A 13,129-nucleotide genomic window follows, 5' to 3' on the forward strand; every position below is an offset into this window, starting at 1 on the left:
CCGTGCCGCCGTGGGCACGCGGCCCTGGGAGACCCCTTCGGTACGCGAGCTCTGTGAGCTTCCCGCTGGTACGCCGCTGCTGGTGCACGCGGGCGGGGTCGCAGGCGACCGGGCGCTGGCCGGCGTGGTACGCGCCATGGCCCGGTTGCCCGAGTTCCACCTGGCGCTGGTCCGCGGCGAGGCGGAGCGGGCGGCCACCGAGGACCTGATCCGCCGGGCCGGCAAGGCCCGGCGGCGGATCCACGAGGTGCCGCGCCCGAACACGATGACCGCAGCGTTCCTCGCCTCGGCGGACGTGGCCGTGTTCGGGTTCGAGCCGGACGCCGGTCTCGCGCTGCTCGACACCTACCTCGCCGCCGGGCTGCGCGTCGTCGCGGCGGACAGCCGGGCGGCCCGCGAGCACCTGGCCCGGCACCGGGCCGGAGACTTCTTCGCGCCCGGTTCGCTGCCCTCCTTTGCGAAGGCGGTGGAGCGGGCCTGGCAGCGCGGGGACGCGCCGCCCGCACCGGACGAGCTGCCGGTCGCGCCGATCGAGGCTGGCACCCCGGGTCCCTGGCGGGCGCTCGGCGCCGGTCCCGTCCGGTTGGGGCTGGGCACGGCCAACTACGCCGGGCAACTCTCCGCCCTGGCGGTGGCGATCACCGCCGCGCGGGCGGACGTCGGCATCGAACTGGTGATGGCCAAGCCGCCGGCCACCTATCGCTACCCGGCCGACCGCTACCTGAACTACCCGGGCGAACACAGGCTCGACGTGCAGGCGGAGCAGGCCCTCCGGGTGCTCGGCTGGTACACGCACCTGATCGTGGACGCGTTCCGCCCGGTGCTCGGCCGGGGCAACGGCGACGACATCTCCGCAGACCTGCCCGCGCTGCGCCGGGCCCGGCTCAAGGTCGCGTTGCTGGCGCACGGCAGCGAGATCCGCCATCCGGGCGCGCACCTGGAGCGGCACGCCGAGTCCGCGTTCCGGGACGCGGACTCCGAACTGCGCGAGCGGCTCACCGTGGTGGCCGAGCGGAACCGGCGCACCGCAGAGGAGAGCGGCCTGCCGTTCTTCGTGACCACCCCCGACCTGCTGGACGACGTGCCGTTCGCCACCTGGGCGCCGCTGATCGTCGACGTGGACGGCTGGGCCTGCGACCGCCCGGTGCTGGAGCGCGCCCGGCCGGTGGTGCTGCACGCACCGTCGAATCGCTGGACCAAGGGCACCGACCGGCTACTGCCCCGGTTGCAGGAGCTGCACGACCAGAGGCGGATCGAGCTACGGCTGGTGGAGGGACTGCCCTATAGCGAGATGCGCCGGCAGGTGCACGACGCTGACATCATCGTCGACCAACTCGTGATCGGCAGCTACGGCACGTTCTCCTGTGAGGGGATGGCCGCCGGCAAGGTGGTGGTGGCGTATCTCAGCGAGAGCGCGCACCGCGCGGCCGGCGTCCAGCCGCCGATCGCGAACGCCACGCCCACCACGCTCGTCAAGACGATCGAGTCGTTGCTCGACGACCGTGCCGGGGCGACAGCCCTCGCCGCGGAGGGTCTCCGTTATGTCCGTGAACACCACGACGGCCGGCGCACCGCGCAGGTCTTCGACGCTTTCCTCCGGTGATCGGCGCCGGTCGTCGCACCGGCGACCGCTGATCCGCGCCCGTGCAGGACCTTGAACAAGGAGAAGGCACCCGATGCAAGCTGTCCCGGATACCGACGCCCGGCCGACCCGGGGACGGGTGGTGATGCTTGTCGACAACGGGGTCCACGGTGACTCCCGCGTGCAGAAGGCCGCCCGGTCGGCCGCCGACGCCGGCTGGGAGGTGATCCTCGTCGGCATCCTCAAGGGCGGCAACCCCGAGGAGACCTGGCGGATCGGCGACGCCGAGGTCCGCCTGATCCGGGTGGCGCGGCGGATTCCACATCCGATCGCCCATCGCCGCGCGCTGCTGCGCCGCCCGCTGGCGTACAAGCCGGGACTTACCGCGAAGCGGAACCTGAACGTGCTCAAGGCGCGGCGCAACGACCTCGACTTCCGGCTGGCCGAGATCGAGGTCGCCCGTCGCGCGGGCGGGCCGCGCTGGGCGGAGTTGACCGGCAAGGCCCGCCTGGCCGCGCCGTACATCGTCAACAAGGCGAAGTTCCGGTGGGTCAAGCTTCGGACCCGTGAGCTGCAGCGCCTCCAGGAGCGCCAGCAGGACCCGAACGCCCTGCTGGACCGGGCCGCGCTGCGGCTCTGGCAGCGCCTGCACGGCGACCGGGCGTGGCGCCGCCTGGACCCGGAGCTGTGGGACTTCGAACTGGCCTTCGGGTCCGTTGTGGACGAGCTGCAGCCGGATCTGATCCACGCGCACGACTTCCGGATGCTCGGCGTGGGTGCGCGCGCGATGATGCGCGCCCGCGCTGCCGGGCGGGACGTGAAGTTGGTCTGGGACGCGCACGAGTTCGTGCCCGGCATCATCGGTCGGCCCAAGAATCTCCGCTGGCTGCCGGCTCAGATTGCCTACGTCCGCGAGCACGCCCCGTACGCCGACGGCGTCATGACCGTCTCCTCGACCCTGGCCGACCTGCTTCGGGAAACGCACGACCTGCCCGAGCAGCCGGCGGTCGTGTTGAACGCCCCGCCCGCTGAGCTCACCCTCGAGCAGCGGGCGCTGCCAATTCCCGACATCCGGGCGCTGTGCGGAATCGACGCGGGAACGCCCCTGCTGGTCTACTGCGGCGGCATCAACCCGTCCCGCGGGGTCGACATCATGATCCGAGGCCTGACCCGGATGCCCGACGCGCATGTCGCGCTCGTGTCGGTGCACCCTAACGGCAAGGTCCCGATCATGTACGAGCTGGAGGAACTCGCCGCCGAGTTGGGGGTGGCCGACCGAGTGCACTTGCTGCCGTACGTGCCGCACTGGCAGGTCTCCGCATTCGTGGCCCCGGCCGACCTCGGCGTCATCCCGATCCACCACAAGCCCAACCACGAGTTGGCGCTGATCACCAAGTTCTTCGAGTACGCGCACGGCCGGCTGCCGATGGTCGTCAGCGACGTCAAGACCATGGCCGAGGCGACGCGGGCCAACGGCCAGGGCGAGGTCTTCCGGGCCGAGGATCTGGACGACTACCTGCGTGCCGTGCGGGAGGTGCTGGCCGACCCGCAGCGGTACCGGGCGGCGTACGACCGGCCGGGTGTGCTCGACCAGTGGACCTGGGAGGCGCAGGCCCGGGTGATGGACGAGGTCTACACCCGCCTGCTGCCGGACCGCCCGAAGGCCCCGGCGCAGCGCACGACCACCCCGGCGCCCGTGGCGCACCGCTCCTCACTGCCCGTGAGCTGACCGAAAGGGGGCTTGGCCAGTCGGCCAAGCCCCCTTTGCGTACCTGCTGTTCCGCCTCGTCGGAGGCTTAGTCGTCGAGCAGCAGCCGGTCGAAGCCGGACTGGGTGACGCTCCAGTCCCAGGTCTTCAGCGCGTGTTCCGCCGCGGCCTGGCCGGTCTCCCGCCACTGCTCCTCGGTGGCGGTGGCGGCGAATATCCGCTCCGCCGCCTCAGCCGGACTCTCGACCACCCAGTCGGCCGGGAAGAGGGTTCGGGCGCCGTGCGGCTTGCCGGCGAAGAACGGCCAGTCACGCACCACCGGCACTGCCCCGCTCGCTGCGCCCTCCACCAGGCCGCAGTGGAAACTCTCGCGTACCGAGGAACTCACGATGACGCCGACCTCCTGCAGTGCGGCCGGGACGTCGTCGGTCTGCCCGTAGCGCCGCACCGCCCCCAGCGGCTCCAGTTCCGCCAGGTCCTGCTTGAGCAGCTTGCCGTAGTCCTTGGCGGGCTTGCTGGTCCGGTCGTTGAAGTTGCTGCCGATGAGCGTCAGCCGGTACCGCTCGTCCCGTTCGCGCAGCTTCCGTAGCACCTCGATAGTCCACCGCGGGTCCTTGGCCACCGAGCTGAACCCGACCATGCCGAGGTTGAACCGGGCGTCGGCTGGCTTTGACCGTGGGTAGCGTTGCAGGTCCATCGCGTTGTCGATGACCCAGAGGCGGGGCCCACCCGTGTCGGTGAGCTGCGGCAGCACGGCGGTGGAGAGGTCGCGCAGGTGGTCGGAGACGAAGACGACGTCGTCGACCCGGGAGAAATCCACAAGGTGTGGCCAGAAGTTGAACGCCTCGAAGCTGTGCAGCCGGACGATGATCCGGGTGCTGCCCGGGTCGTGCAGGGTGAAGAGCGCCGCGGTGGCTTGACACCAGTCGACGAAAATGGTGTCAGCCCAGTCGAGGTGTGGTCGGAGCCACTCTTCGACCTTGGCGCCGTAAGACGAGTCACCTGCCAGCAAGTGTTCCATGACGGTGCTGCCGCTGAGCGCGAGCGGGCGAGTCACCTCGTCCTCGTAGAGGTCCAGGAAACGGACCTCCACGTTCGGCATGGCCCGGTAGCGCTCCAGAATCTCCGACAGGAAGTTGTCGTTGATCAACGTCGTCACCAGCAGGCGCAGCGGCCGGTCGGTCGGCGCAGGGGCTGCCGGGGTGAGCCGACCGCGCGGCTGGGACAGCTTTCGCGCTGCGGTGCTCTCCCGGAACGGTGCCACGAAGGCTCCCGGATCCGTGCTCATCGGCGAGGTGAGTCGATCGAAGTGCAAGACCCGGTTGGATGACAGGCTCCACGCCATGGAGACGGCCGCCGCGGCCTTCTTGGTGTCTCGGGGCAACAGGTCGTCCGCCAACGCGAGCTGGGCCCGGATCGCGTCGTGCAGGCCGCTCGGCTGGTGGCCGAGCGTCAGCTCCGTCTTCGCAGCCTTCGTCAGCATGTCGGCGCGGGTGGCGAGGCTGTTGATCCGGTGTACGGCTGCGGAAGCGGCCCGGGTGCCGGCGGCCGGCCGGCCGGCCCGGACCGCGCTGTCGTGCAGGCGGACGGCGAGCTTGCTGCGGAGCCGGTCCGGGACGCGAGGCGCCGCCACGGCCCGGGTCCAGAGCCAGGCGCCCGCCGGGTTGCTCATCACCCGCTGGCCGGTGGCCTTCTGGAAGGTGGTCCGGATGGTCTGCTCCGCTGCGCTGCGGGCCCCGCGCGCGCCGATGCCGGCAGCGGCGGCGACCTGGCGCTCCAGCCGCTTCCCGACCGACTCGCTCCGGTCGGCGGCGAGGGCCTTCTGTGCGGGCACGAGCCCGTAGTAGGCACCGGCCCGGGTGTTGCGCTGCGCCATCTCCCAGACCGTGTGCACCGCGCGAGCGTCGAGAGCGACAAGCAGGTCGGCCCGGCGGTACTGCTGCCGCAGCCAGGTGCTGCGTCGAGCGTGCAGCCAGATCTTCCGATTGGCCGGTGCCCGCCCGAGGGCCTTGCGGAAGCGGGCGTCCCGCTTCTCGCCAGGTATGGCGAAGGTGCGGATCTCCGCCAGCGCCGGGTCGATCCCCAACTCCTCGCTGTCGAAGAAGCAGGCCAGCGTGACGGTGGCACCCTTGCTGCGGAAGCGCTCCAGCGCCTCGACTAGGACGGCCGGCTGCTTCGGCGCGGCGGTGGCCACGATGAGCACGGTGGTCATGGTTGGACATCTCCAGTCGAAGCGGTCGCGGCCGGGGCGGGAACGCCGGCCGAGCTCGGCCGCACGAGTTCGGTGAGGTGTCGCACGGCCGGGGCGAGCACGGCGGGCCGGGCGAACCGGCGAGCGAGCTGGCGTGCGATGGCCCGATCCTCGTCGGTGGCCTTCAGGGCCATTCGCGCTGCCTCCGAGAAGGAGTCCGCCAGCCGGTGCGGGTCCAGACCCACCGCGCCCGTCCAGAGTGGATGCCCGGCAAGGATGTTCGCTGCGTCGTGGTCGACGTCGTGGGCGGAGAGCACCGGCAGCCCGGTGGCCATGAACTCGTACACCTTGCCGGAGGTGACGAAGCGCCCGCCTACCAGCATCAGCACCAGGGCGTCCCAGGAGCCGTACGTCGCCGCCAGGTCCGCCTTCGGTACCGGCCCGCCGAAGCTGACGTTGTCGACGGCAGCCTCTTTGAGCAGGTCCATGTGCCGGTTGGCCTCCCGCATCGCGCCAGCGCCGATGTGGCCGCGCACCTCGAATCGGGAGCGGGCCAGGACCGGATCGTTGCGCCGTGCGATCCGCCACCCGTCGAGCACCGACTCCAGGAAGGCCGGGGTGAAGTTGACCGAGCCGAGGTAGCCGAAGGTCAGCCCCGCGGCCGGATCCGGTGAGCGGCCGCCGACATCGGGGAGGCTGTCCTCGTCGTAGCCATTGCGCACGACGTGTACCCGGTCGGCCAGGTGCGGGTAACGCTCACGGTAGAAGCCGGCGATGGGGTCGTTCACGCACCAGACCGCACGTGCGTGCTCGAGGACCTTGGACTCCCAACGCCCGGAGACCGAGTCGCGAGTGAAGGCCTCGCCTCCACCGATCACGTCCAGCGACCAGCCGTCCCGGAAGTCGACCGCGTAGGGAACCCTGTACTCCTCCCACAGCTTCCAGGTCGCCGCGAGGTTCACGTAGGGGGCGCAGGAGGAGATCAGCAGGTCCGCGGGGTGCTTGCGGTGCTGCTGGATCACCGCCTTCTCCAACTCGTAGCGCCAGCCGCCGAAGACCGGCTCAGGGAAGATCTTCTGCTCGCGCTTGCGGAGCCGGCTGATCCACCCCGCCGGGTCGATCGACCGTGCTTCGGAGAAGGCGCGGATGTCGGTCTCCAGGTCCTCCCGGATCAGTGGCAGCTCGATCACCTTGACCCGGGGGTCGACCTTCTCGGAGAGGGTGTGGTCGAGGCCGTACTCGCGCTCCCAGGCATCCTGGCAGATGGTGATGACGGTGATGTCCCAGCCCATGGCGACGAACTGATTCGCCGTCTCGCGCAATCGGTATGCGCTGCTCTTCGCCGCGGGCGGGAACCCGATCGCCAGGTAGATGGCGTGCGGTCGCCGCCCGCCGCCAGACCGGGGAAGGGGTGCAACTCGATTGCTCATCGCAGGTACCCGATCGTGAGGAGGAGATGCGCCATCATGCCAGGTGACGCCGCAGCGTCTCGGCGACCCGGTGGGCGGCCCGGCCGTCGCCGTACGGGGTGCCGCGCAGGGCTTGCGGGGCCGGGCGGGTCGCGGTGGTCGTCCACTGCGCACCCAGTTCGCGCGGGTCGGGGACCAGTGCGTTCCAGCCGCCTTCGAGGGTCTCCACCCACTCCGTCTCGGTGCGCAGCGTCGTGCAGGGGCGGTCCAGCAGGTAGGCCTCCTTCTGCAGGCCACCCGAGTCGGTGACCACCCCGACGGAGCCGAGCACCGCGGCGACCATGGCGCCGTACGGCAGTGGCCGGCCGGCGTGCAGTGAGCCCCGGGAAAGCTTCAGGCCGTGCTCCTCGGCGCGGATCACCAGCCGCGGGTGGGCGAGCAGCGCCACCGGCACCGGCAGGTCGGCCAGCGCGTCGAGCAGCGCGGCGAGCCGCTGCGGGTCGTCGGTGTTCTCGGCGCGGTGCAGGGTGGCCAGCAGGTACGGCTGCTCCGGGTCGATCCCTTCGGGCAGCGGCGGCCGGGGCTGACCCTCGCGCGTCACGTCGTCCCGGACCCGCAGGCAGACGTCCACCATCACGTCCCCGACCAGGACCGATCGGGGCGCCAGACCCTCCGACGCCAGGTGCCGCATCGCCTCCTCGGTGGGGGCGAGCAGCAGATCCGCGGAGTGGTCGGTGAGCACCCGGTTGTGTTCCTCGGGCATCCGGCGGTTGAACGAGCGCAGTCCGGCCTCGAGGTGGGCTACCGGTAGGTGCTGCTTGACCGCCGACAGGGTGCCGGCCAGGGTCGAGTTGGTATCGCCGTAAACCAGGACCCAGTCCGGCCGTTCGGCGGCGAGCACCGGGTCGAGCGCGGCAAGCGTCCGGCCCGTCTGCACACCGTGGCTGCCGGAGCCGATGCCCAGGTGCACGTCCGGGTCGGGGATGCCGAGGCCGGAGAAGAACACGTCGGACAGGTCCGCGTTGTAGTGCTGGCCGGTGTGCACGATCACATGCTCACAGCCCTCCGCCGCGAACGCCGCGGCGATCGGTGCCAGCTTCACCAACTGCGGACGGGCGCCGACGATGCTGACGACCTTCACTACCTGACTCCTCGGGGGTCTGCGACGGGGACGATGAACGGGCGGTTGCCACCCGGGGCGCGGGTCGGCGCCGTTCACCTCGATCGGTCGGGGTGCCCCGGCCGGTCGAGCTATGGAGCTGTGTGGCGCCGGACCCGGGTGGGCACCGGGGACGACCACGGCGGTGGCTGCGCCCGCCCATGCCGCAGTATCCGGCTGGCGGGCGACGGCACCTGGAATAGTAGTGCTTCGCGCAGCGCGCGACGACGCACGCGCTCGCCGCCTCGAAAGCCGGTGTCGACCGCACGACACAGCGTGCTCGGGCCGGTCGGCCCACCGGGAAGAAGCAGGCGGTGGCGGGAACACAGCGGCCAACCCTAGCGGATTTTGTCCGATACCTCGTCTCTCGGGGCCGCCGTCCGATGCCGGGCCCGCACCGAGCGCGGCATCGGCACCGACGTGCCGGTGCCCGCGGGCGGACCGTCTGACCGGGGACGCGTCAGGCTAGGGCGAGGAGCGCCACACCAGGAGCAGGTAGCCGCCGAAGTAGGCGGACATGATCATCATGGCGGTGATCACGGCGGCCGCGCGGGCCCAGCCGGCCCGGGCCAACGCCACCGCTGGCGGGATCAGCAGCGGAAACGCCGGGAGTAGGAACCGGGCCTTGGAGTGGTAGTAGCCGGCCGCGCCGAGCGTGGTTATCAGCAGCAGGCCGCTGTAGAGCAGCAGTTGCCAAGGCTGCCTGTCGAGCACGCTCAGCACGAAGAGCAGGATCGCCAGGCCCGCTATCAGCGTCACCATGTAGAACTCCAGCGCCGACGCCTTGCTCAGCACCGTCTGACCCACCTGCAGAGTGTCGACACCAAAGTCGAAGGTGGTGCCCCACCCGGCGTCCTGGATGTGGAACCACCCGTCGGGCCGGCCGGTCTCCGCGCCGACCCAGGCCAGGTAGCCCAGCCAGCCGAGGGGTGCCAGGATCATGGCGACCCAGGGGCGCCAGCCGTGGCGCCGCTTGATGACGGCGATGAGGGCGGCCAGCCCGACGACGGCGATCAGCGACGACCCAGTGGGACGGGTGAGGCCGGCGAGCAGGCAGAGCACGCCCGCGGTGAGCCAGCGATCGCGCAGCAGCGCGTAGAGCGTCCAGGCCGCGAGGGCCGTGAACAGGCCTTCGCTGTACGACATCGACTCGACGATGCTGTGCGGAAGCACTCCCCAGAGCGCCGCGAGCAGGATCCCGACCCGCCGACTGTGCAGCAGGTTGCCGACGGCGAACAGCCCCCAGGCGGCGGCGAGCGCCGCAGCCCAGGCCACGACGAGGGCGGTCTTGCGGTGGTCGAACGGGCTGAGTGGTTCCAGCAGAGCCAGAACGCCGGGGTAGAGCGGGAAGAAAGCCATGTTGCTCTGCAGCTTTTCGTACCCGTCGTAGCCGTGTTGGGCAATCAACAGGTAGTAGGTGCCGTCGAACCGGGTGAGCAGGCTCTCCGGGCTGCGGTTGGTGGCGCGGGCCCAGATATAGAGCGTGACTCCGCCGACCACGCGGGTCGCCGCGTACGCGACCAGGGCCGGCAGGGCCAGTTGGAAGGCGGCGCGGATCCGGAGCACGGCCCCCTCCCGGGGTGCCGGCGTCTCGGCAGGGCTTGGTTCCGTTGTCGACGGGCGGCGCTCGCCGGTCGTCACCACGTCCATTTTCGTCCTGTCTACGCTGAGGCGGGGTGATCGGTCGGGCGCGGACGGGATCCGGCGCCACCCCCGGAATGGCCGCCGCGCGGCACGGCGGTCACCGGTCTTCGACCAGGATGCAGGTTAGCAACCGACCTGGCTTCGGTGGGGACACCGAACGCCTCGCGGGGCGGGTCCGACGCCTGACTTGTCGTAGACTCGCTCGGGTCCCGCGGGCGCGGTGCTGGCTGACACGGAAACGGGCAGGAATGGGATCTGACGGCACGACCGCAGCGGTGTCCACCCGGGGACGGGTCGTCATGCTGGTGGACAACGGGGTCATCGGCGACTCGCGGGTACAGAAGGCGGCTCGGTCCGCCGCCGACGCCGGCTGGGACGTCGTCCTGCTCGGGCGTGCGCCGGCCGGGGGGCAGCCGCAGAGCTGGCGCCTCGGTGACGCCGAGGTTCGGCTGATCCCGATGCCCGAGCCGCTGGCCAAGCGCCGACACGAATTCCGACGCGCACTGCTGCGCGCGCCGCTTGCCTACCCGCCGAGCGGGATCGGCGCCCATCGTGCCCAGGCCGTGAAGGCCTGGCGTGCCGACCTGCAGGTCCGCCGCGCCGCCCTGACGCTGGCCGCCCGCGACGGCGGTCGTGTCCCGTCGCTGGCCTGGCCGACGCTGCGGTTCGAGGAGAAGTTCTCGACCCTGGTCCGTCTCTGGGTGTCGCTGCGCAACCGGGAGCTGAGCCGCGCCCGTCGTGGCCGCAAGCTGACCAGCCCCTGGGACCGGGCGTACACGCTCTTCTGGCAGCGGCTGCGCGGCGGCGGCGCGTGGCGTCGCCTTGAGCCGGGCCTGTGGGACTACGAGCTGGCCTACGGCCCGGTGGTCGACGAGATGGCACCGGACCTCATCCACGCCAACGACTTCCGGATGATCGGCGTCGGGGCCCGCGCCAAGATCCGTGCTGCCACCAAGGGCCGGCGGATCGCACTTGTGTGGGACGCCCACGAATACCTGCCCGGCGTGCAGCCGTGGCGTGACAACGCCCGGTGGCTGCCGGGGAACGTCGCGCACGAGCGGGAGTACGTGCCGCACGCGGACGCCGCGATGACCGTCTCCGGCGGACTGGCCGATCTGCTGCAGCGCGAACACGGGCTGGCGGAGCGCCCCGCGGTGGTGCTCAACGCGCCGACGCTGGAGACGCAGCCGGCGGGCTCCGCCGAGCCGGTACCGGACATCCGGGCGCTCTGCGGGATCGGCCCGGTCACGCCGCTGCTGGTCTACAGCGGGGTGGCTGCGGCCAAGCGCGGGCTCGGGGTGATGGTCGAGGCGCTGCCGCAGCTGCCCGAGGCGCACGTCGCCTTCGTGACCAACAAGCCCCAGTCGGCGTACGTCAAGGGCCTCCTCCGCCGCGCCGAGGAGCTCGGGGTGGCCGGGCGGGTCCACCTGCTGCCGTACGTTCCGCATCACCAGGTGGTGCCGTTCCTGTCCGGCGCGCAGGTCGGGGTGATCCCGATCCAGCACTGGCCGAATCACGAGATCGCCCTGATCACGAAGTTCTTCGAGTATTCACACGCCCGGCTGCCGCTGGTCGTCTCCGATGTGCGGACGATGGCGGAGACTGTCCGCGAGACCGGCCAGGGTGAGGTGTTCGAGGCCGAGGACGTTGCCGACTTCGTCCGGGCGGTCACCGCGGTGCTCGCCGACCCAGCGCGCTACCGTGCCGCGTACGACCGGCCCGGGTTGCTGGCCGGCTGGACCTGGGAGGCGCAGGCAGAGGTGCTGGACGACGTCTACTCCCGGCTGTTGCCCGCCGCGCCTCCGCGCCCGATGTCCGCCCGCGACACCTCCACCGGCGCCGAGCAGACAGTGGTGGAGGTCGGGGCGTGAGCCAACCCGACGTGACGGTGGTGGTTGCCGTCTACAACACCATGCCGTACCTGACCGCCTGCCTGGATTCGCTGGTCGGGCAGACCATCGGGCTGGACCGGCTCGAAGTCGTCGCGGTCGACGACGGCTCCACCGACCGCAGCGGCGCGGAGCTGGACCGCTACGCGAAGCGGTACCCGGATACGGTCCGGGTGCTGCGCCAGGCAAACTCCGGCGGCCCGGCGGTGCCAAGCAACCGCGCCCTGGACCACGCCCGCGGCCGGTACGTCTTCTTCATCGGCTCCGACGATCATCTCGGCCCGGAGGCCCTGGAACGCCTGGTGGACGCCGCCGACCGGTGGGGCTCTGACGTGGTGCTCGGGCGAATGGTCGGCACCAACAAGCGCTACGTGCACCAGGCCGTCTACGCGGAAACCCGGGAGCAGGTCGATCTCGTCGACAGTGCACTGCCCTGGTCGCTGTCGAACACCAAGCTGTTCCGGCGGGACCTGATCGAACGGCACGGGCTGCGCTTTCGTACCGACATGCCGATGGGCAGCGACCAGCCGTTCACACTGGAGGCCTGCGTCCGCGCGAACAAGGTCTCCGTCCTCGCCGACTACGAGTACTACTACGCGGTCAAGCGGCACAACGCGCAGAACATCACCTACGCCAGCCGCTTCGAGGAGCGGCTGCGCTGCGCCGAGGAGTTGGTCGGCTTCGTCGCCGGCCTGATCGAGCCCGGGCCGCGGCGGGACGCGGTCCTGCTGCGTCACTTCAGCTGGGAGGTGGCGAAGCTCCTCCAGACGGAGCTGCTCGACCTCGGCGCCGACGTCCAGGAGCGCGTCCACGACCGGATCCGCAAGTTGGTCGAGGGGTACCTCACCGACGACATCCTGGCAAGGTTGGCCCCCGACCTGCGGCTGCGGCTGGTAGTCGCCCGCGACGCCACGCTGGGTCGGTTGCGTGAGCTGATCCGGCAGCAGGCCGAGCGGACGCCACCCGAGATCAGCATCGAGGATGGCCGCTGGTACGCCCACTATGTCGGCTTCCGTGACCAGTCGCTCGGCTACCCGGACGAGTGGTACGACGTGACCGACGGCTCCGCGAAGGTGCTGGCCATGCTCACCGCGACCCGGCTGGCCTGGGGGCGGGACGCCGCAGGCGCCCGATCCCTGGTGGTCACCGCGCAGAGCCGCTGGGCGGAGCTGGCCGACCTGCCCGCCGAGGCACTCCGGGTCAGTGCCGGGGAGGTGGTCGGCGTGACATCCGTCACCACCGGTGCGCCCGGTACCGTCGTACGGACGGTCTTCGCGGTGGACCGGCTGCTCGCGGCCGTGCCGCTCAACGGCGGACGGGAGACGGTACGGGCCGAGGTGAGCACCCCGGTCGGGGTCGGTTCCGCGCCGTTGCGGACCGACCGCCGGGTCGGCGCGCCCCGCCTGCTCACCCGCCACGGCGTCCGGTTGCACCTCGTCACGCCGACCACGAACCACAAGGGCCAGGTGATCGTCGCGATCACGCCGGTGACCACCGGTCGGTTCCTTGCCCGTCTGCGCCGAATCTGGCCCTCTGGAGGAAAGTAG

The 13,129-nt window shown here is 71.2% G+C and carries 8 protein-coding genes; 4 read left to right on the top strand and 4 right to left on the bottom strand.

Annotated features, from left to right (window positions below):
* Nucleotides 1-10: 10 nt before the first annotated feature.
* Together FBZ33_RS08795 and FBZ33_RS08800 are read left to right on the top strand one after the other, a co-directional pair.
* Nucleotides 11-1,603: a glycosyl transferase family 1 gene (locus FBZ33_RS08795; RefSeq protein ID WP_255508771.1), complete on the top strand. Its 1,593-nt coding sequence runs from the start codon at nucleotides 11-13 to the stop codon at nucleotides 1,601-1,603.
* 73 nt (nucleotides 1,604-1,676) lie between these two features.
* Nucleotides 1,677-3,311: a glycosyltransferase family 4 protein gene (locus FBZ33_RS08800; RefSeq protein WP_255508772.1), complete on the top strand. Its 1,635-nt coding sequence runs from the start codon at nucleotides 1,677-1,679 to the stop codon at nucleotides 3,309-3,311.
* Nucleotides 3,312-3,378: 67 nt separating this feature from the next.
* On the opposite strand, the gene FBZ33_RS08805 is transcribed toward FBZ33_RS08800, so the two are convergent.
* The 4 genes from FBZ33_RS08805 to FBZ33_RS08820 form a co-directional block, all read right to left on the bottom strand.
* Nucleotides 3,379-5,502 (bottom strand): glycosyltransferase family 4 protein, encoded by a 2,124-nt coding sequence (locus tag FBZ33_RS08805; RefSeq protein ID WP_141908665.1) that lies wholly within the window; start codon nucleotides 5,500-5,502, stop codon nucleotides 3,379-3,381.
* The gene (locus FBZ33_RS08810) at nucleotides 5,499-6,911 is read right to left on the bottom strand and encodes a glycosyltransferase family 4 protein (protein ID WP_141908666.1); all 1,413 of its coding nucleotides are present in this window, start codon (nucleotides 6,909-6,911) and stop codon (nucleotides 5,499-5,501) included. The genes FBZ33_RS08805 and FBZ33_RS08810 overlap by 4 nt, the downstream gene beginning before the upstream one ends.
* 34 nt (nucleotides 6,912-6,945) lie before the next feature.
* A complete protein-coding gene (gene wecB / locus FBZ33_RS08815; protein WP_141908667.1) occupies nucleotides 6,946-8,031 on the bottom strand; it encodes a non-hydrolyzing UDP-N-acetylglucosamine 2-epimerase in 1,086 nt (361 codons plus the stop codon).
* 483 nt (nucleotides 8,032-8,514) lie between these two features.
* The gene (locus FBZ33_RS08820; protein WP_141908668.1) at nucleotides 8,515-9,699 is read right to left on the bottom strand and encodes a hypothetical protein; all 1,185 of its coding nucleotides are present in this window, start codon (nucleotides 9,697-9,699) and stop codon (nucleotides 8,515-8,517) included.
* 293 nt (nucleotides 9,700-9,992) lie between these two features.
* Here FBZ33_RS08820 and FBZ33_RS08825 point away from each other — a divergent pair, with 293 nt between their 5' ends.
* Nucleotides 9,993-11,564: a glycosyltransferase family 4 protein gene (locus FBZ33_RS08825; protein WP_099857247.1), complete on the top strand. Its 1,572-nt coding sequence runs from the start codon at nucleotides 9,993-9,995 to the stop codon at nucleotides 11,562-11,564.
* Nucleotides 11,561-13,129, top strand: coding sequence for a glycosyltransferase (locus tag FBZ33_RS08830; protein WP_141908669.1), 1,569 nt, complete (start codon nucleotides 11,561-11,563; stop codon nucleotides 13,127-13,129). Before FBZ33_RS08825 ends, FBZ33_RS08830 begins: the two co-directional genes overlap by 4 nt.

Source organism: Micromonospora sp. A202 (genome assembly GCF_006715105.1).
Classification (GTDB): domain Bacteria; phylum Actinomycetota; class Actinomycetes; order Mycobacteriales; family Micromonosporaceae; genus Micromonospora; species Micromonospora zamorensis.

Coding starts and splice junctions, on each gene's coding strand:
- FBZ33_RS08810 (WP_141908666.1), bottom strand. CDS start 6,911: ATGAGCAATCGAGTTGCACCCCTTCCCCGGTCTGGCGGCGGGCGGCGA.
- FBZ33_RS08805 (WP_141908665.1), bottom strand. CDS start 5,502: ATGACCACCGTGCTCATCGTGGCCACCGCCGCGCCGAAGCAGCCGGCC.
- FBZ33_RS08825 (WP_099857247.1), top strand. CDS start 9,993: ATGCTGGTGGACAACGGGGTCATCGGCGACTCGCGGGTACAGAAGGCG.
- FBZ33_RS08800 (WP_255508772.1), top strand. CDS start 1,677: ATGCAAGCTGTCCCGGATACCGACGCCCGGCCGACCCGGGGACGGGTG.
- FBZ33_RS08820 (WP_141908668.1), bottom strand. CDS start 9,699: ATGGACGTGGTGACGACCGGCGAGCGCCGCCCGTCGACAACGGAACCA.